Here is a 21,004-nt window from a genome sequence, read left to right as displayed (position 1 = left end):
GCCCCGGTCGGCTACCCCTGCCTGTACGCCTCCAGCAGCCTCAGCCAGATCTCGCTGATCGTCGGGTACGGCGGAACCGCGTGCCACAAGCGGTCGATCGGGACCTCGCCGACCACGGCGACCGTTGCCGAGTGGAGCAGTTCGCCGACGCCCGGGCCGACGAAGGTGACGCCGAGGACGATCTCGCGGTCCAGGTCGACGACCATCCGGGCGTGGCCGCGGTAGCCGTCGGCGTAGAGGCCGGCGCCGGCCACGTCGATGGCGTGGTCCACGGCGCGGACCCGGTGGCCCGCGGACTCGGCTTCGGCGAGGGAGAGGCCGACGGCGGCGGCCTCGGGGTCGGTGAAGATCACCTGGGGGGCGCCCGCGGTGTCGGCGGTGGCGCTGTGGGCGCCCCAGCGGTCGGTTTCCAGGAGGGGGACGCCCTGGGCGCGGGCGACGATGGCGGCTCCGGCGATACGGGCCTGGTATTTGCCCTGGTGGGTCAGGAGGGCGCGGTGGTTGACGTCGCCGACCGCGTACAGCCAGTCGCTGCCGTCGACCCGGCAGCTGTCGTCGACGGGGAGCCACGAGCCGGGTGTGAGGCCGATGGTCTCCAGGCCGATGTCGTCGGTGCGCGGTGCGCGGCCGGTGGCGAAGAGGACCTCGTCGGCCTCGATGCGGTCGCCGTCCGCCAGGACGAGGGTGACGGGTCCGCTGCCGCCGTCGCGGACGACGGCGGAGACGTCGGTGTTCAGACGGATGTCGGCGCCCGCCTCGGTGAGTGCGGCGGTGACGTGCTCACCGACGAAGGGCTCCATCCGGGGCAGCAGCCCGTCACCGCGGACGAGCAGGGTGACCTGCGAACCCAGGGCCTGCCAGGCGGTGGCCATCTCCACGCCGACGACCCCGCCGCCGACGACGGCGAGCCGGCCGGGCACGGCCCGGGCGCTGGTGGCCTCCCGGCTGGTCCAGACGCGGGCACCGGCGACTCCGGGCAGGTCGGGGAGGACGGCGCGGCTGCCGGTGCAGACGGCCACGGCATGGCGGGCGGTCAGTACGTGGTGTTCGCCCTCGGAGCTGTCGACGACGACCTTCCGGGGGCCGTGCAGCCTGCCCTGTCCGCGGTAGAACCGGGCGCCCGTCGAGTCCAGCCAGGCGACCTGGCCGTCGTCCTTCCAGTGGGAGGCGTACTCGTCGCGGTGGGCGAGGACGGCCGCGGCGTCGAGCGGGCCCTGGACGGCTCCGCTGAGCCCGGGCACGCGCCGGGCGTCGGCCCGGGTGATCGCCGGGCGGAGCAGGGCCTTGCTGGGCATGCACGCCCAGTAGGAGCACTCCCCGCCGACGAGTTCGCTCTCCACGACGGCTGCGCTCAGACCCGCCGCCCGGACCCGGTCGGCCACGTTCTCCCCGGTGGGACCCGCTCCCAGTACCACGACGTCGTACTCCACGGGCTCGGGCCTCGTGCTGTCCATGGTGTCCCTCCAGGTCCGGCGCGTCTGCCGGGCGCCCTGCACGCCGCACCCGCGCCGGGGAATGTCCGGTTTCCGTCGATGATCACATATCCCGTGGCCCGGGGTGGTGACATCCGCGAGCCGCGGGCCGCCCGGCACACATACGGGGGCGGGCCCCGGGCAGGAATAGCCGGGCCGGGGGCGCCGTTGTCGCCGGTGCCGGAAGTGGCCGGTCCGGTCCGGACGGCCGACACGGGAAAGCAGAGGAGCATGTCATGAGCACTGTCGAGCTCACCAAGGAGAACTTCGACGAGGTCATCGACGGGAACGGCTTCGTCCTGATCGACTTCTGGGCTTCGTGGTGCGGTCCGTGCCGGCAGTTCGCCCCGGTCTACGAGGGCGCGGCCGAGCGGCACCCCGATCTGGTCTTCGCCAAGGTCGACACCGAGGCGCAGCCGGAGCTGGCCGCCGCGTTCGAGATCCGGTCCATTCCGACCCTGATGATCGTCCGCGAGAAGGTGGCGGTGTTCGCCCAGCCGGGCGCCCTGCCGGAGGCCGCCCTGGAGGACGTGATCGGTCAGGCCCGGGCGCTCGACATGGACGAGGTGCACCGTTCCGTGGCGGAGGCCGGCGGCGGGAAGTGACACCGTCCGGTCGCGACCGGTCACCCCAGGGGCGCGTCCACCACCCGCACCGTGAGGCCGTAGTCCAGCTCCGCTCCGTCGACGAGCACCGCCTCCACGGTGCGGGTGGCCGGGTCGACGTCCGCGACGACGCCCTGGCCCGCGTAGCGCGGATAGCCCGACGCGCCCCATTCGCCCGTCGCCTCGACGAGGGCCGAACGGATGGCGTCCTCGGGCCGGAACGTTCCGTCGTGCCCCACGACGTGTTCGGGCACGACGAGGATCTCGAAGCGCTTCGGTGGTGTCCTCATGCGTGCGACGGTAGGGCCGCCGCGCCGGGCCCGCACGTGCACCGGGCCGCGGCCGGTCAGGTGGAGTCGCGGTGCACCGCCCGGGCGCCCATCAGATCGTGTACGGCGGGTTCCTCGCCCGGTTCCCTCACCACCCGGTCCACCAGCTCGGCCAGCTTGCGCCCGGTGACGAGGTCGATGTGGACCGTGCTCAGCCGGGGTCGCTGGAGCCGTCCGAGCAGCAGGTCGTCGGCGCCTATGACGGCGGTTTCGGCGGGGATGGTGATTCCCTCGTCCTGGAGGGCGCGCATCAGCAGGACGGCGTAGTCGTCGTTGTACGTGAAGACCGCGTCCAGACCGAGGCCGCGCCAGCGGGCGGCGAGGGCGGCGGCGGGTTCCTCCTCGTACGGCAGGGGGAGGGCTTCGATCCGGGCACCGGCGGCCGCGGCGGCGCGCCGGGCGCCTTCGATGCGGGGTTCGGAGAAGCGTTCGAGTCCGGATTCCTGCGGCATGACGACCCCGATGGCGCGCCGGCCCCGTTCCACCAGGTGGGCGACGGCGCGGGCGCCGACCTCCCGCTGGTCCATGACGAAGCAGTGCGCGCCGGCCACCCGGCGGGAGCCGAGGGTGACGACGGCCCGGGCTCCGGAGCGTTTGAGGACGTCCACGCCGTGCGGGGTGAGGCCGACCTCGCCGAGGGCGACGACCGCGACCGGCCGGAGTTCGGCCCAGGAGCGGGCCGCCTCGTCGCCGTCGAGGCCGAGGCTGCCGTAGTGGACGACGGTGTAGTCGAGGCGGCGCAGCGCCGACTGGAGTTCGGCGAGGAAGCGCCCGTAGAGGGGGCCGGCGGGCAGGGTCGCCGGGGGCAGTACGACCATCCGGGTGTGTCCTGCGCGCAGGCTGCGGGCGGCGGCATGGGGTACGTAGCCGAGTTCCTCCGCCGCCTCGCGCACACGGCGGCGGGTCGGTTCGCTGATCCGGACCGATGCCGTGTTGTTGAGGACGTACGAGACGGTGGCCCGGGAGACCCCGGCTAAGCGGGCTACGTCGGCACTCGTGGGTACGGAACGGTCCGCGGTCTGTTTGGGTGTCTGGCTCATCGCCCTCGGCATCATTCCAGAACGACCCTGCACAACGTGGGGCGGATGGCCGGATCCGGCGCCCGTAGCCTTCGGCAACTCCCTTGGGGAGGCCGGGTGTTCGCGCCTTCAGTCGGCGTCCGGGGCCTCGAAGGCGGCCCGGAAGGCGCCGAGGACGGTCCGGTCGCGGGTCCGGTCGAGCACGGCGAACTCCACCTCGTCGAAGTGGCGGGCGAACCGCCCTCCGTCCATGAGCAGGTCCCGGAAGACCGCCGCCACGGTCGCCGGGTCGTTGCGGAAGACTCCGCAGCCCCAGGCTCCGAGCACCAGTCGGCGGTAGCCGCGGTCCACGGCGACCTCCAGCACCCGTTCGGCGCGGCGGGCGAGTGCGGCGGGGACCAGCGCGGCGCGCTCCGGCTCCCGGCGGGCTATCACGCCGGCATTGGGGGCGGGCGAGGTGAGGAAGCCCGCGGTACGGGGTGTGTCGAGGAGCCGGTCCCGATGGTCGCGGAAGACGGGGACGGCGGGCGAGTGGATCACCCGGTCCGAGTAGAAGGGGTCCCGGTTCTCCCGGTGGTACGCGTAGTAGCCGGGGGCGCGCAGCAGGGTGTGGTAGAGCGCGGAGGACCGGCAGAGTGCTTCCTCCTGCGCATGCGCCCCGTTGACATAGCCGCCGCCCGGGTTGCGCGCGGAGGCGAAGCTGAGGACGGCCACCGGCTCGGGTGCGGTATCGGCCAACCGGATGGCCGCGGTGGTACTGCTCGCCCCGGTGACCCGGATCAGGGTGGTGCGGTCGGTGTCCGGGGTGACGGAGAGCGGTTCGGGGCCGTAGAGCACGGTTCCGTCGAGGGCCCTGGCCAGCCGGGCACCGAGGGTGACCCTGCGGCCGTCCGGGGTGAGATAGGTCCCGTCTTCAACGATTTTCTGGTTCTCGCGGGCGATCGCCCTCAGTCGCGTACTCATCGCCGCCATCGTCGACGACCTGCGAAGACTGCGGCAAACCCTTTTCGGCCGCGGTCCGGTGCACGGTTCCGGCGACCGTGCACCTTCGGCCGGGGAGGGCGGAGGCGCCCTTGTGCGGCCGTGCGGGCGTGGCCTTAGGTTGGCAGGGTGCCTTCGAAAGAGGAGCCGATCATGCGACCACCCGATGCCGGCGACAACAGCCGGCCCCTAGGTGAAGCGGAGGCGGAGGATCTCCTCCGATGTATCTGCTTCAAGACCGGCCCGCCCCGGACGGTGGGCGTGGAGCTGGAGTGGCTCGTCCACGAGAAGCACGACCCCCGCCGCCGCGTTCCGGACGACCGGCTCACGGCGGCCCATGAGAGCACCCGGGCCCTGCCGCTGACCTCGGCGGTCACCGTGGAGCCCGGTGGTCAGCTGGAGCTGAGTTCGGCCCCGGCGGCCTCCCTGATGGAGTGCGTCGACGCCGTATCGGCCGACCTCCGCGCCGTCCGGTCCCTGCTGGACCGGGACGGTCTGACCCTCGCCGGAATCGGCATCGACCCCTGGCAGCCGGCCCGCAGGCTGCTGCAGGATCCCCGCTACGAGGCGATGGAGGCGTACCTCGACCGGACCAGCCCCTGCGGGCGGATCATGATGTGTTCCTCCGCCTCCATCCAGGTCTGTCTGGACGCCGGGGAGGAGGAGCCGGGGCCGCTCGGCCACGGCAGGCGCTGGCAGCTCGCGCATCTGCTGGGCGCGGTGCTGACCGCGGCGTTCGCCAACTCCCCCACGCTGGAGGGGCGGGCCACCGGCTGGCGCTCCACCCGGCAGGCGATCTGGGCGCAGCTGGACCCGGTGCGGCCGATCGCGCCGCCGCTGGACCGCGAGCCCCGCGCGGCCTGGACCGGCCATGTGCTGGACGCGCCGGTGATGGTGGTCCGGTCCGCGGACGGGCCCTGGGAGCGTCCGCAGGGGCTCACCTTCCGCCGCTGGATACGCAGCGGCGCGCCCCGTCCGCCGACCCGGGCCGATCTCGACTACCACCTGACGACGCTGTTTCCGCCGGTGCGGCCGCGCGGGCATCTGGAGCTGAGGATGATCGACGCCCAGCCCGGTGCCGACGGCTGGCAGGTACCGCTGGCGGTCACGGCCGCCCTGTTCGACGATCCGGAGGCCGCGGAGCGGGTCTACCGGACCGTGAAACCGCTGGCGGAGCGGGCCGGCTCGCGTCCCGCGCCGCGCAATCCGCTCTGGCTGGACGCCGCCCGGCACGGGCTGAGCGATCCGGAGCTGCACGCCGCGGCCGTGGCGTGTTTCGACGCGGCGCTGGAGGCGCTGCCCCGGGCCGGTGCCTCGCGGGGTGTGTCCGAAGCGGTGGCGGCGTTCCACGAGCGGCATGTACTGCCGGGGCGATGTCCCGCCGACGACCTGGCACCACCGGCCCGGGGGACCTCCCGGGGAAAGGAGCCACGACCGTGACCACGGAGCCGACCGCGCGGGACGAGCCCCGCGCACTGCGCGGGCGTGCCCTCGGTGCGCTGACCGCGGCCCGGGCCCGTACCGCCCTGCTGACCGACGCCGTCGACGACGGCGAACTGACCGCCCAGCACTCCCCGCTGATGTCCCCACTGGTCTGGGATCTGGCGCATATCGGCAATCAGGAGGAGCAGTGGCTGCTGCGCACGGTCGGCCGGAAGGCCGCCCTGCGCCCCGAGATCGACTCGGTGTACGACGCCTTCGAGCACCCCCGGGCCACCCGGCCGTCGCTGCCGCTGCTGCCGCCCGGCGAGGCCCGCCGCTATGCGGCCGAGGTCCGCGAGCGGGTGCTGGACGTACTCGACGCGGCTCCCCTGGACGGCGCCGGCCGCCTCACCGAGGACTCCTTCGCGTTCGGGATGATCGCCCAGCACGAGCAGCAGCACGACGAGACCATGCTGATCACCCATCAGCTGCGGTCGGGTCCGGCCGCGCTGTCCGCCCCGGAGCCCCCGGCCCCCGCGCCCGGTGAGCTGCCCGCGGCGGCCGAGGTCCTCGTCCCCGGCGGCCCCTTCACCATGGGCACCTCCACCGAACCGTGGGCGCTGGACAACGAACGGCCCGCCCACCACCGCGACGTCGCCCCCTTCTTCCTCGACACCACTCCGGTGACCTGCGGCGCCTTCCGGGCCTTCGTGGAGGACGGCGGCTACCGCGATCCGCGCTGGTGGGCCGCGGAGGGCTATGCGCAGATCCGGCGGAACGGGATCGAAGCCCCCCTCTTCTGGAGCCGGGACGGCGCGGGGTGGCTGCGCCGCCGCTTCGGTGTCACGGAACCGGTGCCGGACGGAGAGCCGGTTCTGCACGTGAGCTGGTACGAGGCCGACGCGTTCGCCCGGTGGGCGGGGCGGCGGCTGCCGACGGAGGCCGAATGGGAGAAGGCCGCCCGCCACGATCCGGCGACCGGCCGGTCCCGCCGCTTCCCCTGGGGGGACGCCGACCCGACGCCCGAGCGGGCCAATCTCGGCCAGCGGCATCTGCGGCCCGCGCCCGCGGGGAGCTTTCCCGAAGGCGCTTCGCCGCTGGGGGTGCGGCAGCTCGTCGGCGATGTGTGGGAGTGGACGGCGAGCGACTTCCTGCCCTATCCGGGCTTCTCGGCGTTCCCCTACCGCGAGTACTCGGAGGTGTTCTTCGGCTCCTCGTACAAGGTGCTGCGCGGTGGGGCTTTCGGGGTCGACCCGGTGGCCTGCCGGGGCACGTTCCGCAACTGGGACCTGCCGGTGCGCCGCCAGATCTTCGCCGGTTTCCGTACCGCCCGGGACGTGTGATGTGCCGTCATCTCGCCTATCTGGGACCGCCGCTGCGGCTCGGCGAGGTGCTGACCGCGCCGCCGCACTCGCTGCTGCGCCAGTCGTGGGCGCCGCGCCGGCAGCGGCACGGGACCGTCAACGCGGACGGTTTCGGTGTCGGCTGGTACGCGGACGGCGATCCGGTGCCCGGGCGCTACCGGCGCTCCGGTCCGGTCTGGGCGGATCTGCCGTTCGGGGATCTCGCCCGGATGATCCGGAGTACGGCGTTCCTTGCGGCCGTACGCGATGCCACCGAACCGGGCGCGGACGGTGAGGCCGCCGCGGCGCCCTTCGCCGCCGGGCCCTGGCTGTTCAGTCACAACGGAGCGGTGAAGGGCTGGCCGAGGAGCGTCGCCCCGCTCGCCGCCGCGCTTCCCGCCGCGGAGCTGCTGGCCCTGGAAGCCCGCTGCGACGCGGCCCTGCTGTGGGCGCTGGCGCTGCGCAGGCTGCGGGAGGGCGACGAGCCCGGTGAGGCGCTGGCCGCCACCGTGTCCGAGGTGGCCGCCGTGGCCCCGGGATCCCGGCTGAATCTGCTGCTCACCGACGGTTCCACGATCACCGCGACCGTCTGGGGCGATTCGCTCTGGTATCTGACCGGGCCGGGCGCCCCGGGCGGCGGCACGGTCGTGGCATCGGAGCCGTACGACGACGATCCGCGCTGGCGCGAAGTGCCCGACCGCACCCTGGTGCGGGCGGTCCGCGCCGATGTCCTCCTGACCCCCCTCAAGGAGCCCCCCACGTGAGCACGTTCGACCTGACCCGCACCCTGCCCGAGGACGCCACCGGCGCCGCGCTGCGCGCCGATGTGACCGAAGGGCTGACCACCACTCCGAGAACGCTGCCGCCGAAGTGGTTCTACGACGCCCGGGGCAGCGAACTGTTCGACGAGATCACCCGGCTGCCGGAGTACTACCCGACCCGGGCCGAGCGGGAGATCCTCGTCGACCGCTCCCCCGAGATCGCCGCCGCGAGCGGGGCGCGCACGCTGGTGGAGCTGGGTTCCGGCTCGTCCGAGAAGACCCGGCATCTGCTGGCGGCCCTGACCGGGCTGCACTCGTACGTACCGGTGGACGTGAGCGAGAGCGCGCTGACGGGGGCGGCGCACGCCCTGCTCGCGGACCATCCGGAGCTGCACGTCCGCGCCCTGGTCGCGGACTTCACCGCGGCGCTGGAGCTGCCGGACACCCCCGGCCCGAAGCTGGTGGCCTTCCTCGGCGGCACGATCGGCAATCTGCTGCCGCGGGAGCGCGCCGCGTTCCTCAAGTCGGTACGGGCGCTGCTGGCGCCGGGCGACGGATTCCTGCTCGGTACGGATCTGGTGAAGGATCCGGCGGTGCTGGTGCGGGCCTACGACGACGCGGCCGGGGTGACGGCCGAGTTCAACAAGAACGTGCTGCGGGTGCTGGCACGGGAGCTGGGCGCGGACGCCGATCCGGCGGACTTCGACCATGTGGCGCTCTGGGATCCGGAGCACGAGTGGATCGAGATGCGGCTGCGGGCGCGGTCGGCGGTCACGGTGAAGTTCCCGGAGCTGGGTTTCGCGGTGCCGTTCGAGAAGGGCGAGGAGCTGCGGACCGAGGTGTCGGCCAAGTTCCGGGAGGAGGGCGTACGGGCGGAGCTGGCAGCGGCCGGTCTTGAGCTGACTCACTGGTGGACGGATGCCGCCGGGCGGTTCGCGCTCTCGCTGTCGGTGCCGGTGTCGGTTCCGGTGCCTACGGCCATCACCGGGTGATGGGTGCCGGAATGCCGCCGAGGCGGGGACGCGCGGTGGCGTGTCCCCGCCTCGGCGGCGGTACGGCGGCGGGCCGCGAAGGGGCGGCCGGAAGCCTGGTCAGAGGGTGGAGGCCAGGATCTTGGTGATGGCCGCGGAGGCCTTCTGCGCCTCGGCCTCGGGGTCGCCGCCCTTCAGCACCGCCGTCATATAGGGCTTGATGGGGTTCTTCAGTTCGACGTTGGCCCAGCGGGGCGAGTTCGGGGTGGCCTTGCTGCCGCGGGCACCGGCGCCCTGGGCCATGGCCTTGTTGCTCTCCCCGGAGACCTGGCCGGCCAGGCCCTTCTTGTTGGGCACGTAGTTCATGGCGCGGGCGAGTTCGATCTGCCACTTCTCGCCGGCCAGGGCCTTGACGACCTCGACGGCGGCGGCGCGGTTGTCGGCCTGCTCCGGGACGATGAGGTCGGAGCCGCCGGTGAAGACCGCGCCGGGCTTGCCGGTCTGCTTGCCCGGTATCGGGAAGTAGCCGAGGTCTTCCTTCTTCAGGGCGGGGTTGGCCTTGAGGATCGCCGCGGTCGCCCCGGGGGTGTCGATCAGCTGGGCCACATTGCCCTTGGCGAAGACACCGGTCTGCAGGGGGGTGCGCTCGTCGCCCGCCACCGGGCCGGCGCCGAGGGCCTGGAGCTCCTTGTAGAACTTCATGCCCTTCACGGCGGCCTTGCTGTGGAGCGCCCCGTCCCAGGTGCCGCTCCGCTCGACGGCGAGTTCGCCGCCCTCTTCCCAGACGAAGCCGGCGAGGGTGTACCAGTCCTGCCCGGGGAGGTAGATGCCCTGGTTGCCGTTGGCGTTGAGCCGCTTGGTGATGTCGATCCACTCTTCCTGGTTCTTGGGCAGCGCGCGGATGCCCGCCTCCTGGAAGATCTTCTTGTTGTAGATGACGACACGGTTGGCCGCGTACCACGGGATGCCGTACTGGGCGCCGCCGATGTTCCCGGGCTGGGCGAGACCGGGCAGCCAGTCCTCCTGGCCGAGGTCGCGGGTCGCCTCGACGGTGAGGTTGGTGAGTCCGTCGCTCTCCGCGTACTGGGCGACCTGGGTGTTGCCGACCTCGATGATGTCGGGCGTGTCCTTGCCCTCCAGGGCGGCGTTCACCTTGGCGCCGATGCCGGTCCACTCCTGGAACTCGACCTTCAGGTCGACGGAGGGATTCTCCTTCTCGTACTGCTTGGTGAAACGTTCGAGGAAGTCGTCGGACGCGCTGTCCTTCATCAGCCAGATCTTCACCGTGGTCTCGTCGGACCCGGTGCCGGGGATGATTCCGCAGCCGGTGAGCGAGACAAGGCACACCAGTGCGACAGAAGTGGGGACAGGGCGGCTTCTCACAACGTTCACCTTATGGCATGAAAATGTGAACCCGATGGGGGGTATCGCGATCAGGGACGCGCAGGGCGTGGCTGGATTTTGGTATGGACCAAAAGGAGAGGTCAACCCCGCCCAGGCCTCGATCAGGACACTTCTTCCGCGGCGCACTCCGGCCGCCGGGCGGAACGAGCGTACCGAGAGGAGCCCACCGCCCATGTCGAATCACACCTATCGCGTGACCGAGATCGTCGGAACGTCAACGGAAGGCGTCGACCAGGCCATCCGAAACGCAATCAAACGCGCAAACCAGACAGTCAGGGGATTGGACTGGTTCGAAGTGCAGCAGGTCCGCGGCCATATCGTCGACGGCCTCGTCGAGCACTACCAGGTAGGCCTGAAGGTCGGTTTCCGGCTGGAGGACCCCGCGTGACACCACCCCGGCCCGTTCGGCCGGAACCGCGACACCGACGGCGCATTCCGGCCACCGGTATATTCGGAGCGTCTCTTCGCTTGTGAAAGTTCCTCGTGGGAGCGGTGGAAGGGCCGGTGTACAGCGCATGTCGGCATGGTGTATGGCGCCTTGTTGCTACCGGCGGCGCGACCGAGGGCGCGAGGGCGCGCCGGTACCGGGAGCGCGCGAGGGCGCACCCGTATCAGGGACGCGTGAGTCCGGCCCCTCCCCCGTTCCGGAAGAAGACCCGTAACACCCCCCGCACCCCGTCTCCTGGAATCGACCGCCCGTGCACCGTCCTCATGACTCCTTCGTTCGTGTCCGTGGCGCCCGGGAGCACAATCTGCGCGATGTCGACGTGGATGTGCCGCGCGATGCGCTGGTGGTGTTCAGCGGGGTGTCGGGGTCGGGGAAGTCGTCCCTCGCCTTCGGCACCGTCTACGCCGAGGCGCAGCGCCGCTACTTCGAGTCCGTCGCCCCCTATGCCCGGCGGCTGATCCACCAGGTGGGGGCGCCGAAGGTGGACGAGATCACCGGGCTGCCGCCGGCGGTCTCGCTGGAGCAGCGCCGTTCCAACCCCTCCTCGCGCTCCTCGGTGGGGACGGTGACCGCGCTCTCCAATTCGCTGCGGATGCTGTTCTCCCGGGCCGGGGAGTATCCGCCCGGTGCCCGGCGGCTGGACTCGGACGCCTTCTCACCGAACACGGCCGCCGGAGCCTGTCCGCACTGCCAGGGTCTGGGGCAGGTCCACGAGACCGACGAGGAGCTGCTCGTCCCTGATCCGTCGCTGTCGGTCCGCGAGGGCGCCGTCGCCGCCTGGCCGGGCGCCTGGCAGGGCAAGAACCTCCGCGACATCCTGGACGCCCTCGGGTACGACGTCGACCGGCCGTGGCGGGAGCTGGCCCCGAAGGACCGGGAGTGGATCCTGTTCACCGGGGAGCAGCCGGTGGTGACGGTCCATCCGGTCCGGGACGCCGACCGTATCCAGCGGCCGTACCGGGGTACGTACCAGAGCGCACGCCGCTATGTGCTGCACACCTTCGCCACATCGAAGAGCCGGACGCTGCGGGACCGGGCGGAGCGGTTCCTGCGCTCGGCGCCCTGTCCGGAGTGCGGGGGCGCGCGGCTGCGCCCCGAGGCGCTGGCGGTGACCTTCGCGGGCCGGTCGATCGCGGAGCTGGCGGCCCTGCCGCTGCGGGCGCTGGCCGAACTGCTGACCGCGGCGCGGACCGGCGGTGACGAGACCACCCGGGTGCTGACCGCGGATCTGCTGGCCCGGATCGCCCCGGTCGCGGAGCTGGGGCTCGGCTATCTCGGCCTGGACCGGGCGGCGCCCACGCTCTCCAGCGGCGAGCTGCAGCGGCTCCGGCTCGCGACGCAGTTGCGGTCGGGCCTGTTCGGGGTGGTGTACGTCCTCGACGAGCCGTCCGCCGGGCTGCACCCCGACGACACCCGGGCGCTGCTGACCGTGCTGGACCGGCTGAAGGCCGCGGGGAACTCGGTGTTCGCCGTGGAGCACCATCTGGAGGTGATGCGGGCCGCCGACTGGCTGGTGGACGTGGGGCCGGGCGGCGGTGAGCACGGCGGGCGCGTCCTCTACAGCGGTCCGCCGGCCGGTCTTGCCGGGGTGCCGGACTCGGCTACCCGTCGGCATCTCCTCGACCGCGGCGCGCCCGGGCCCCGGCGGGTGCGGAAGCCTTCGGGCCGGCTGCGGATCGGCCCGGTGACCCGGCACAATCTGCGGGGCACGGAGGTCCGGATCCCGCTGGGCGCCTTCACGGCGGTCACGGGCGTCTCGGGCTCCGGGAAGTCGACCCTGGTCGGGGAGATCACCCCCGGCACTCCCGGGGTCGGCCGGCTGGTGACCGTGGACCAGAAGCCGATCGGCCGGACGCCCCGGTCCAACCTCGCCACGTACACCGGACTGTTCGACACGGTCCGCAGGCTGTTCGCGGCGGAGGAGGAGGCGCGGAAGCGCGGCTTCGGCGCGGGCCGGTTCTCCTTCAACGTCGCGGGCGGGCGGTGCGAGACGTGCCAGGGCGAGGGTTCCGTCTCGGTGGAGCTGCTGTTCCTGCCCAGTACCCGTTCGCCGTGCCCGGAGTGCGGCGGCGCCCGGTACAACGAGGAGACCCTCGCGGTACGCCACCGAGGGCTGACCGTCGCCGGGGTGCTGGACCTGACCGTGGAGTCGGCGGCCGGGCATTTCGCCGATGTCCCGGCCGCCGCCCGCAGCCTCGGCGCACTGCTGGAGGTGGGGCTCGGCCATCTCCGGCTCGGGCAGCCCGCGACGGAGCTGTCCGGCGGCGAGGCGCAGCGCATCAAGCTGGCGAGCGAACTCCAGCGTCCGCGCCGGGAGCCCACGCTGTACGTCCTCGACGAGCCGACGGCCGGACTGCATCCGGCGGATGTGGAGATCCTGCTGGACCGGCTCGACGTGCTGGTGGAAGGGGGGCATTCGGTGGTCGTCGTGGAGCACGACATGACGGTGGTGGCCCGGGCCGACTGGGTGGTGGACCTGGGCCCGGGTGGCGGCGCCGAGGGCGGCCGGGTGGTCGCGGAGGGCACGCCGGAGCAGGTGGCGGCGGCCCCCGGCAGCCGTACCGCCCCCTGGCTGGCCCGGGCCCTGCGGGGCTGAACCGGCCCGGCGGGCGCGGACCGGGTGCCCGGTGCCGCTGTCAGGTCCGGGTGCGCCTGGTCGCGCGCAGCCACTCCTTGTTCATGGCGGAGATCGACGGCAGGGGAATGCCCTTGGGGCAGGCCGTGGCGCATTCGCCGGCCAGGGTGCAGCCGCCGAAGCCCTCCTCGTCCATGGCCGCGACCATGTCGAGCACCCGGCTCTCCCGTTCGGGCGCGCCCTGTGGCAGCACCTTGAGGTGGTTGACCTTCGCTGAGGTGAAGAGCATCGCCGACCCGTTGGGGCAGGCGGCCACGCACGCCCCGCAGCCGATGCACTCGGCGTGTTCGAAGGCGTAGTCGGCGTCGGCCTTCGGCACCGGTGCGGCGTGGGCTTCGGGCGCCGAGCCGGTGGGGGCGGACACATAGCCGCCGGCCTGGATGATCCGGTCGAAGGCGGAGCGGTCCACGACCAGGTCCTTGACCACCGGGAAGGCGGCGGCCCGCCAGGGTTCCACGTCGATGGTGTCGCCGTCGGTGAAGGACCGCATATGGAGCTGGCAGGTGGTGGTCCGCTCGGGGCCGTGGGCGTCGCCGTTGATGACGAGGCTGCACGCTCCGCAGATGCCCTCGCGGCAGTCGTGGTCGAAGGCGACGGGGTCGTCGCCGCGGAGGATCAGCTCCTCGTTGAGGGTGTCGAGCATCTCCAGGAACGACATGTCCGGGGAGATGCCGTCGACGTCGTACACGGCCATGGCGCCGGGTGCGTCGGCGCGCTGCTGGCGCCAGACGCGGAGGGTGAGCCTCATGCGTAGCTCCGCTGGGTGGGGTGGACGTGTTCGAAGACGAGGGTTTCCTTGTGGAGGACGGGGGCGCGCCGGTCCCGGGGGAACTCCCAGGCTGCGGCGTAGCCGAACTCCTCGTCGCGGCGGGCGGCCTCGCCGTCGGGGGTCTGGGACTCCTCGCGGAAGTGGCCGCCGCACGATTCGGCGCGGTGCAGGGCGTCGAGGCACATCAGCTCGGCCAGCTCCAGATAGTCGACGATCCGGTTGGCCTTCTCCAGCGACTGGTTGAACTCGTCTCCGGTGCCGGGCACCTTGATGCGCTGCCAGAACTCCTCCCGGATCTGCGGGATGCGTTCGAGGGCCTTACGGAGTCCCTCCTCCGTACGGGACATCCCGCAGTACTCCCACATCAGTTCACCGAGTTCGCGGTGGAAGGAGTCGGGGGTCCGGTCGCCGTCGACGGCGAGCAGGAGGTTCAGCCGGTCCTCGGTCTCCGCGACGATGTCCGCGACCTCCGGATGCGCGGCGGTGGGCCGGTCACCGAGGGGGGTGCGGGCGAGGTAGTCGTTGATGGTGGACGGCAGGACGAAGTATCCGTCGGCGAGTCCCTGCATCAGGGCGGAGGCGCCGAGGCGGTTGGCTCCGTGGTCGGAGAAGTTGGCCTCACCGATCGCGAAGAGCCCCGGGACGGTGGTCTGGAGGTCGTAGTCCACCCAGAGCCCGCCCATGGTGTAGTGCACGGCGGGGTAGATCCGCATGGGGACCTCGTACGGGTCCTCCGCGGTGATCCGCTGGTACATGTCGAACAGGTTGCCGTACTGCTCCGCCACCTTCTCGCGGCCCAGCCGGCGGATCGCGTCCGCGAAGTCGAGGTAGACGCCCTGTCCGCCGGGGCCGACGCCGCGGCCCTCGTCGCAGACGTTCTTCGCGGCCCGGGAGGCGATGTCCCGCGGGACGAGATTGCCGAAGGAGGGGTAGATCCGCTCCAGGTAGTAGTCCCGTTCGGATTCGGGGATCTCGCCCGGGGGCCGGGTGTCGCCCGCCGCCTTCGGCACCCAGATACGGCCGTCGTTGCGGAGTGATTCGCTCATCAGGGTCAGCTTCGACTGGTGGTCGCCGGTGCGCGGGATGCAGGTGGGGTGGATCTGGGTGAAGCAGGGGTTGCCGAACCAGGCACCGCGGCGGTGGGCCCGCCAGACGGCGGTGGCGTTGGAGTTCATGGCGTTGGTCGACAGATAGAAGACGTTGCCGTAGCCGCCGGTGGCCAGGACCACGGCGTCCGCGAAGTGGGTGGAGATCTCGCCGGTGATCAGATCGCGGGCCACGATGCCGCGGGCCCGCCCGTCGACGACGACCAGGTCGAGCATCTCGGTCCGCGGGTGCATGGTGACGGTGCCCGCGGCGATCTGCCGGGACAGGGCCTGGTAGGCGCCGAGGAGGAGCTGCTGGCCGGTCTGGCCGCGGGCGTAGAAGGTACGGGAGACCTGGACGCCGCCGAAGGAGCGGGTGTCGAGGAGTCCGCCGTACTCCCGGGCGAACGGAACGCCCTGGGCCACGCACTGGTCGATGATCTCCACGGAGATCTGGGCCAGCCGGTGCACATTGGACTCACGGGCGCGGAAGTCGCCGCCCTTGACGGTGTCGTAGAAGAGGCGGTGGACCGAGTCGCCGTCGTTGCGGTAGTTCTTGGCCGCGTTGATACCGCCCTGGGCGGCGATGGAGTGGGCCCGGCGGGGCGAGTCCTGGTAGCAGAACTGCTCCACCTGGTAGCCCTGTTCACCGAGGGTGGCGCCGGCCGCTCCGCCGGCCAGTCCGGTGCCCACCACGATGACGGTGTGCTTGCGCCGGTTGGCCGGGTTGACGAGCTTCGCCTCGAAGCGGCGGCGGTCCCAGCGCCCGGCGATCGGCCCGTCCGGCGCCTTGGTGTCGGTGACCGGGGCGCCGGTCTCGTACTCCGTGTAACTCATTCAGCTCACCACTCCGGTCATCACGGCGACGGGTACGGCGACGAAGCCCGCGGTCAGGACGAGCGCGAGGCCGTTGGCCACGGACTTGAGGGCCCGGTCGCGGCGGGCGCTGCCGATGCCGAGGGTCTGGGCGGCGCTCCAGAAGCCGTGCCGGACGTGCAGCCCGACGGCGAGCATCGCCGTGAGGTAGATGACGTTGCCGTACCAGGTCGAGAAGGTGGCCACGACGTTCTCGTACGGTTTGCCGGGCTCGGCGTTCTCGTTCACCGTGAGGGTCGTCAGGTCGAGGATGTGCCAGACGACGAAGAGGGCGATGATCACCCCGCCCCAGCGCATGGTCCGGGTGGCGTAGCTCGCCCGGCGCCGCTTGTGCACATAGCCGGTGGGACGGGCCCGGATGTCCCGGCGGCTCAGCTGGTACGCGCTGACGGCGTGCGCGACGACCGCGGCGACCAGTCCGATCCGCACGATCCACAGCGCCCACTCGTGGTGGAGCACGGGCGCGCCCATGGTGCGCAGCCAGTGGCCGTAGGCGTTGAACTCCTCGGGTCCGAAGAAGACCTTCAGATTGCCCGCGACATGGGCGACCAGATAGCCGAGCATGATCAGTCCGCTGACGGCCATCACGGTCTTCTTGCCGACCGTGGACCCCCAGAAGGAGCGCGGGGGCCGGGGCCGGGTCCCGGCCGCCGGTTTCCGTTCCGTACGTGTTGCCGAAGCCATGTCGGGAACCGTAGACGCGCTCATGACCAGTGGTCCAAGACATGATTCGGCTGATCTCCATAGGCAGCTCCTATGATGGCGTCTATCCTGGGGATATGCAGTTCCAGCAGCTCCTGTATTTCGTGGCCGTGGCGGAGACCCGGCACTTCACCCGCGCCGCCGAGCGGGTCCATGTCTCCCAGCCGTCGCTCTCCCAGCAGGTGCGGGCGCTGGAGAAGGAGCTGGGGACGGAGCTGTTCAGCCGAGCCCGGGGCAATATCGGGCTGACGGAGGCGGGCGAGGCGCTGCTGCCGCTGGCCCGGCGGATCCTGGCGGACGCGGACACCGCCCGGCACGAGGTGCAGGAGCTGGTCCGGCTCCGCCGGGGCCGGGTCCGGCTCGGGGCCACGCCGAGTCTCTGCACCGGGCTCCTCCCCGATGTGCTGCGGGCCTTCCACGACCGGCATCCGGGCATCCGGCTGCTGATCGACGAGGGCGGGTCGCACGATCTGGTGCGGAGACTGGCCCGGGGGGCGCTGGACCTGGCGCTGATCGTGCTGCCGCTGCCGCCCGCGTCGCCCGCGCTGACCACCGTCGAGCTGCTGCGCGAGGATCTTGTGGTGGTCTCGTCGGCAATCGCGCCCGCGCCGCCGAGCCCGGTGCGGATCTCCGATCTGCGGGAGGTGCCGCTGGTGATGTTCCGGCACGGTTACGACCTGCGGGAGCTGACGGTGGCGGCCTGCCGGTCGGCGGGTTTCGAGCCGTCGTTCACGGTCGAGGGCGGCGAGATGGACGCGGTGCTGGGCTTCGTCCGGGCCGGACTGGGGGCCGCGGTGGTGCCCCGGATGGTCGCGGACCGCTCGGGTCCGGATCTGCGGGTGACCCCGCTGGCACCGCCGGGGCTGCGGCGGACGATCGCCCTGGCGCACCGCAGCGACGTGGCGCCGCCGCGGGCCGCCCGCGAGCTCCAGCGGGTGCTGCTCGCGACGACCGGCGCGGGTGCGGCGGGGGCCGGTCCGGCGGAGGAGTGAGACGGGGTACGGGCCGGGCGGCGGCCCGTACCATCACCGTGTTACGGCCTCAGATCGCGTCCGCCAGCGAGAGCGCATGCAGTTGGTCCGGCGGGCCCGGCCGGGCGTAGTACCAGCCCTGGGCGGTATCGCAGCCCAGTTCACGGAGCTGGTCGGCCTGGACTCCGGTCTCCACGCCCTCGACGGTGACCGCGAGTTCAAGGCTGTGGGCCAGTGACACGATGCCCTCGACGATCTTCAGATCGACCGGGTCGACGGGCGCCTGCTGCATGCCCTTGGTGAAGGAGCGGTCGAGCTTGAGGACGCTCACCGGCAGCCGCCGCAGATTGGCCAGGTTGGAGTAGCCCGTGCCGAAGTCGTCGAGGGCGATGTCGACACCGAGTTCGGCCAGCTGACGGAGCGGCTTGAGCAACCCCTCGTCGGCTCCTATCAACGCGGACTCGGTGACCTCCAGGCAGAGCGCGCCGGGTTCGAGTCCGGCCCGTTCCAGGACGGCGACCGTGTCCTTGACCAGCCCGGGGTGCTGGAGCTGGGCCGGCGACAGATTGACGTTGATCCGCAGCGGAGCGCCCTCGGTGCGGTGCTGCTGCCAGTCGCAGGCCTGGCGCACCGCTTCCTGGAGGACCCAGCGGCCCAGCGGGACGATCAGTCCGGTGTGCTCGGCGAGCGGGATGAACTGGTCGGGTCCGAGGATCCCGTGCTGCGGATGCGACCAGCGCACCAGGGCTTCGGCGCCGTGGACCCGGCCGTCGCCCATATGCACCAGGGGCTGGTACTCGATGAAGAACTCGCCGCGTTCCAGCGCGGCGGGCAGGGCGGTGGTCAGCCCGTGCCGGGTGATGGCCCGCTGGTCGAGTTCCGGGTCCGCCATCTCGAAGCGGTTCCCGCCGCGCGCCTTCGCCCGGTACATGGTGATGTCGGCGCTGCGCAGCACCTCGGCGGTGGTGCGCTCCCCGGCCGGTCCCTCGACGATGCCGATGGAGCCGCGCACGGTGAACTCCCGGCCGTCGACCAGGATCGGGGTGCCGAGGGCGCCGAGGATCCGGGCGGCCAGCTCACCGACCTCGTACTCGGTGTCGGGGCCGGTGGTGAGGGCGACGAACTCGTCGCCGCCGAGCCGGGCGACCATCTCACCGGGGGCGGTGGCGCAGCTCTGCAGCCGGTCCGCGACCTCGACGAGCAGCCGGTCGCCGGTGGCGTGCCCGAGGCTGTCGTTGATGGCCTTGAAACCGTCGAGGTCGAGGTAGCAGAGCCCGAACCGGTTCTCGGCCGCGGCGGTCTGGGGGTCGGCGGTGCCCTTGCCCGGTCCCGTCCCGGCGAGGGCCTTCTCCAGCCGTTCGAAGAAGAGCGTGCGGTTGGGCAGCCCGGTCAGCGCGTCATGGGTGGCCTCGTACCGCAGGCGGAGGTTGAGCAGCCGCCGTTCGGTGGTGTCCTCCAGGAGTGCGAGGAGGTACTGGGGTCTCCCCTCCGGGTCACGGAGCAGGGACATCGTCAGATTGGTCCACAGAGCGGTGCCGTCGTCACGGAAGAACGGCTTCTCCACCCGGAAGTGCTCGCGTTCGCCGCGCTTCAGCTCGCGGTAGAGCTGGGCGACATGGGGGCGGTCCTCGGGATGGGTCCACTCGGTGATCTTCTTGCCGCGGACATGGTGCTCCAGTCCGCCGAACATCCGGGTGAGGGTCTCGTTGACCTCGACGACGGTGCCGTCGAGTTCGGCGACGCCGATACCGATCGCCGCGCCTTCGAAGACGGCCCGCAGCCGGGTCTCGGTGGCGTGCAGGGCGTGTACGGCGTCGGAGCGGGCCATCAGTGCGGAGCGGGCGACGGCCTCCTGCTCGGACAGGGTGCGGTCGCGGAGCCCGGCCGCGAATCCGGCGGCCACCGCGTGCTGGAGGCGGGTGCAGCGGGTCCGCCCGTCCTCGACGGTCAGCTCCTCGTCGCCCGCGCCGCCGCAGTAGAGCACCAGATAGGCGTCGATGACACCGAGGGTGCGCACCAGCGCGTCGGGGTCGGTGCAGTGGGCATCGACGAGCGCCGCACCGACCCGCTGGGCCGGTGCCGGATCGAAGGGGCGGGCGTGCAGCAGGGCGCAGAGGCTGCGCGCCAGCGGCAGCAGATGCTCCTCGACCTCGCCCCGGGTCAGCGAGGTCGCGGTGACGGGGAAGACGGCACGGCTCCAGATGGTCGCGAAACGGCGGAGTCTGTCCTCAAGACCGTCCGGGTCCGCCGTGGGACCGGTTGCCTGCGACGGCGCCATCACGCCTTGCGCCCCACCCCTGCGTAGCTTGAGAAGGCATATGGGTCCTCCTGCTCGGCTGGGGCGTCCGGCCGCCAGTGCGGCGTGAACACCAGTCCGGGCTCGACCATCTCGTACCCCTCGAAGAACCGAGCAATTTGCTCTTGTGAACGCAATGTCAGTGGACTGCGGATGTCACGGTAGACCCCCAGGGCGCCTTCCGTCTGCTCCTGCGACACCGGGACGCGGTCGTACGCGGCGTGGGTGATGACGATCAGACTCTCCGGCGGGAGGGCTTCGCCCAACTCCCGTACCGCGCCGTACGGGTCCTCCGCGTCCTCGACGAAGGGAAGCACGCCGAGCAGCAACAGCGCCACCGGACTGGCCGCTTCCAGTAGTTCGGCGACCTCGGGGCCGTCGAGGATCTGCCGGGGTCTGCGCAGGTCGGCCACGGCCACGGCGATCCCGGGGTCGTCACCGGCCACCGCCCGACCGTGGGCGACGGCGACCGGATCGTGGTCCAGATGGACGATGCGGCACGCCGGGTCGGCGGACCGCGCCACCTGGTGGACGTTGCCGTACGACACCATGCCGCAGCCGATGTCGAGGAAGCGGGTGATTCCCCGGCCGACCGCCCAGGTCACCGCCCTGCGCATAAAGGCCCGGTCGGCCTGGACGCTCTTGGGCAGGCCGGGCAGGAAGTCCAGCGTCCGGCGCGCGGCGTCCCGGTCGGCCGCGAAATTGTGGGAGCCGCCCGCGTAGTAGTCGTACATCCGGGCCACACCGGCCACCGAGGTGTCGATGCCGGGCGGGGCCCAGACAGCACGCTCCATGGATGTCTCCAACCGGGTCGACCGGACCTCGTGCGGATGCCTCCGGCCGTGCTCACGGCCGGTGTTCGAGCCGAGGCTACTGATCGGCCGCCAATTGGGCGAGTCCAAACCGGAATCGGCA

At 72.0% G+C, this 21,004-nt stretch carries 18 protein-coding genes; 8 read left to right on the top strand and 10 right to left on the bottom strand.

The window, feature by feature from the left end:
* Positions 1 to 11: 11 nt before the first annotated feature.
* Complete coding sequence (locus B7R87_RS31025; protein ID WP_006345042.1) at positions 12 to 1,454, bottom strand: dihydrolipoyl dehydrogenase family protein; 1,443 nt, start codon at positions 1,452 to 1,454, stop codon at positions 12 to 14.
* Positions 1,455 to 1,708: 254 nt separating this feature from the next.
* Here B7R87_RS31025 and trxA point away from each other — a divergent pair, with 254 nt between their 5' ends.
* On the top strand, positions 1,709 to 2,077 hold the full coding sequence (trxA, locus tag B7R87_RS31020; RefSeq protein WP_006345043.1) for a thioredoxin: 369 nt from the start codon (positions 1,709 to 1,711) through the stop codon (positions 2,075 to 2,077).
* Positions 2,078 to 2,097: 20 nt separating this feature from the next.
* On the opposite strand, the gene B7R87_RS31015 is transcribed toward trxA, so the two are convergent.
* The 3 genes from B7R87_RS31015 to B7R87_RS31005 form a co-directional block, all read right to left on the bottom strand.
* Entirely contained in the window at positions 2,098 to 2,367 is a 270-nt protein-coding gene (locus B7R87_RS31015) for a hypothetical protein (RefSeq protein ID WP_006345044.1), read from the bottom strand.
* Positions 2,368 to 2,423: 56 nt separating this feature from the next.
* Entirely contained in the window at positions 2,424 to 3,446 is a 1,023-nt protein-coding gene (locus tag B7R87_RS31010) for a LacI family DNA-binding transcriptional regulator (RefSeq protein ID WP_006345045.1), read from the bottom strand.
* 108 nt (positions 3,447 to 3,554) lie between these two features.
* Entirely contained in the window at positions 3,555 to 4,388 is an 834-nt protein-coding gene (locus tag B7R87_RS31005) for a TIGR02452 family protein (protein ID WP_006345046.1), read from the bottom strand.
* Between the two features lie 171 nt (positions 4,389 to 4,559).
* Between B7R87_RS31005 and egtA the strand changes: the two genes are divergently transcribed.
* From egtA to egtD, 4 genes are read left to right on the top strand one after another with little or no spacing between them, the layout of a single operon-like run.
* Positions 4,560 to 5,846 carry an ergothioneine biosynthesis glutamate--cysteine ligase EgtA gene (gene egtA / locus B7R87_RS31000; RefSeq protein ID WP_040912941.1) on the top strand — a complete coding sequence of 429 codons (1,287 nt, stop codon included), beginning with the start codon at positions 4,560 to 4,562 and terminating at the stop codon, positions 5,844 to 5,846.
* A complete protein-coding gene (egtB, locus tag B7R87_RS30995) occupies positions 5,843 to 7,171 on the top strand; it encodes an ergothioneine biosynthesis protein EgtB (RefSeq protein ID WP_006345048.1) in 1,329 nt (442 codons plus the stop codon). The genes egtA and egtB overlap by 4 nt, the downstream gene beginning before the upstream one ends.
* The gene (gene egtC / locus B7R87_RS30990; protein ID WP_006345049.1) at positions 7,171 to 7,935 is read left to right on the top strand and encodes an ergothioneine biosynthesis protein EgtC; all 765 of its coding nucleotides are present in this window, start codon (positions 7,171 to 7,173) and stop codon (positions 7,933 to 7,935) included. The genes egtB and egtC overlap by 1 nt, the downstream gene beginning before the upstream one ends.
* Positions 7,932 to 8,924 carry an L-histidine N(alpha)-methyltransferase gene (gene egtD / locus B7R87_RS30985; RefSeq protein WP_006345050.1) on the top strand — a complete coding sequence of 331 codons (993 nt, stop codon included), beginning with the start codon at positions 7,932 to 7,934 and terminating at the stop codon, positions 8,922 to 8,924. The genes egtC and egtD overlap by 4 nt, the downstream gene beginning before the upstream one ends.
* 99 nt (positions 8,925 to 9,023) lie before the next feature.
* On the opposite strand, the gene B7R87_RS30980 is transcribed toward egtD, so the two are convergent.
* Complete coding sequence (locus B7R87_RS30980) at positions 9,024 to 10,286, bottom strand: extracellular solute-binding protein (protein ID WP_040912943.1); 1,263 nt, start codon at positions 10,284 to 10,286, stop codon at positions 9,024 to 9,026.
* Between the two features lie 193 nt (positions 10,287 to 10,479).
* On the opposite strand from B7R87_RS30980, the gene B7R87_RS30975 reads away from it, so the two are divergent.
* Positions 10,480 to 10,695 (top strand): dodecin, encoded by a 216-nt coding sequence (locus B7R87_RS30975; protein ID WP_006345052.1) that lies wholly within the window; start codon positions 10,480 to 10,482, stop codon positions 10,693 to 10,695.
* Between the two features lie 310 nt (positions 10,696 to 11,005).
* Positions 11,006 to 13,351, top strand: a complete 2,346-nt coding sequence (locus tag B7R87_RS30970; RefSeq protein WP_130584797.1) for an ATP-binding cassette domain-containing protein — start codon at positions 11,006 to 11,008, stop codon at positions 13,349 to 13,351.
* 40 nt (positions 13,352 to 13,391) lie between these two features.
* On the opposite strand, the gene B7R87_RS30965 is transcribed toward B7R87_RS30970, so the two are convergent.
* The 3 genes from B7R87_RS30965 to B7R87_RS30955 are packed head-to-tail and all read right to left on the bottom strand — an operon-like array spanning position 13,392 to position 16,804.
* Positions 13,392 to 14,138 carry a succinate dehydrogenase/fumarate reductase iron-sulfur subunit gene (locus tag B7R87_RS30965; RefSeq protein ID WP_006345054.1) on the bottom strand — a complete coding sequence of 249 codons (747 nt, stop codon included), beginning with the start codon at positions 14,136 to 14,138 and terminating at the stop codon, positions 13,392 to 13,394.
* The gene (locus tag B7R87_RS30960) at positions 14,135 to 16,081 is read right to left on the bottom strand and encodes a fumarate reductase/succinate dehydrogenase flavoprotein subunit (RefSeq protein ID WP_006345055.1); all 1,947 of its coding nucleotides are present in this window, start codon (positions 16,079 to 16,081) and stop codon (positions 14,135 to 14,137) included. The genes B7R87_RS30965 and B7R87_RS30960 overlap by 4 nt, the downstream gene beginning before the upstream one ends.
* Positions 16,082 to 16,804, bottom strand: coding sequence for a succinate dehydrogenase cytochrome b subunit (locus tag B7R87_RS30955; RefSeq protein ID WP_006345056.1), 723 nt, complete (start codon positions 16,802 to 16,804; stop codon positions 16,082 to 16,084).
* Between the two features lie 95 nt (positions 16,805 to 16,899).
* Between B7R87_RS30955 and B7R87_RS30950 the strand changes: the two genes are divergently transcribed.
* Entirely contained in the window at positions 16,900 to 17,814 is a 915-nt protein-coding gene (locus tag B7R87_RS30950; protein ID WP_187144515.1) for a LysR family transcriptional regulator, read from the top strand.
* A 49-nt stretch (positions 17,815 to 17,863) separates the two neighbouring features.
* Here the strand turns inward: B7R87_RS30950 and B7R87_RS30945 are convergent, their stop codons facing one another.
* Together B7R87_RS30945 and B7R87_RS30940 are read right to left on the bottom strand one after the other, a co-directional pair.
* Positions 17,864 to 20,071, bottom strand: coding sequence for a putative bifunctional diguanylate cyclase/phosphodiesterase (locus B7R87_RS30945; RefSeq protein WP_006345058.1), 2,208 nt, complete (start codon positions 20,069 to 20,071; stop codon positions 17,864 to 17,866).
* The gene (locus B7R87_RS30940) at positions 20,071 to 20,883 is read right to left on the bottom strand and encodes an SAM-dependent methyltransferase (protein WP_006345059.1); all 813 of its coding nucleotides are present in this window, start codon (positions 20,881 to 20,883) and stop codon (positions 20,071 to 20,073) included. The genes B7R87_RS30945 and B7R87_RS30940 overlap by 1 nt, the downstream gene beginning before the upstream one ends.
* Positions 20,884 to 21,004 lie beyond the last annotated feature (121 nt).

It is taken from the genome of Streptomyces tsukubensis (assembly GCF_003932715.1).
GTDB lineage: Bacteria > Actinomycetota > Actinomycetes > Streptomycetales > Streptomycetaceae > Streptomyces > Streptomyces tsukubensis.
The sequence above is the reverse complement of the archived record's forward strand: the minus strand, read 5'-3'. Positions and strand labels throughout refer to the sequence as shown.

Bases quoted from the DNA above. Each gene is read 5' to 3' on its own strand.
- B7R87_RS30945 (WP_006345058.1), bottom strand. From the start codon at position 20,071: ATGGCGCCGTCGCAGGCAACCGGTCCCACGGCGGACCCGGACGGTCTT.
- B7R87_RS31010 (WP_006345045.1), bottom strand. From the start codon at position 3,446: ATGAGCCAGACACCCAAACAGACCGCGGACCGTTCCGTACCCACGAGT.
- B7R87_RS30950 (WP_187144515.1), top strand. From the start codon at position 16,900: ATGCAGTTCCAGCAGCTCCTGTATTTCGTGGCCGTGGCGGAGACCCGG.
- B7R87_RS30940 (WP_006345059.1), bottom strand. From the start codon at position 20,883: ATGGAGCGTGCTGTCTGGGCCCCGCCCGGCATCGACACCTCGGTGGCC.
- B7R87_RS30960 (WP_006345055.1), bottom strand. From the start codon at position 16,081: ATGAGTTACACGGAGTACGAGACCGGCGCCCCGGTCACCGACACCAAG.
- B7R87_RS30965 (WP_006345054.1), bottom strand. From the start codon at position 14,138: ATGAGGCTCACCCTCCGCGTCTGGCGCCAGCAGCGCGCCGACGCACCC.
- B7R87_RS31025 (WP_006345042.1), bottom strand. From the start codon at position 1,454: ATGGACAGCACGAGGCCCGAGCCCGTGGAGTACGACGTCGTGGTACTG.
- egtA (WP_040912941.1), top strand. From the start codon at position 4,560: ATGCGACCACCCGATGCCGGCGACAACAGCCGGCCCCTAGGTGAAGCG.
- B7R87_RS31005 (WP_006345046.1), bottom strand. From the start codon at position 4,388: ATGAGTACGCGACTGAGGGCGATCGCCCGCGAGAACCAGAAAATCGTT.
- trxA (WP_006345043.1), top strand. From the start codon at position 1,709: ATGAGCACTGTCGAGCTCACCAAGGAGAACTTCGACGAGGTCATCGAC.
- B7R87_RS30955 (WP_006345056.1), bottom strand. From the start codon at position 16,804: ATGGCTTCGGCAACACGTACGGAACGGAAACCGGCGGCCGGGACCCGG.
- egtC (WP_006345049.1), top strand. From the start codon at position 7,171: ATGTGCCGTCATCTCGCCTATCTGGGACCGCCGCTGCGGCTCGGCGAG.
- B7R87_RS30975 (WP_006345052.1), top strand. From the start codon at position 10,480: ATGTCGAATCACACCTATCGCGTGACCGAGATCGTCGGAACGTCAACG.
- B7R87_RS31015 (WP_006345044.1), bottom strand. From the start codon at position 2,367: ATGAGGACACCACCGAAGCGCTTCGAGATCCTCGTCGTGCCCGAACAC.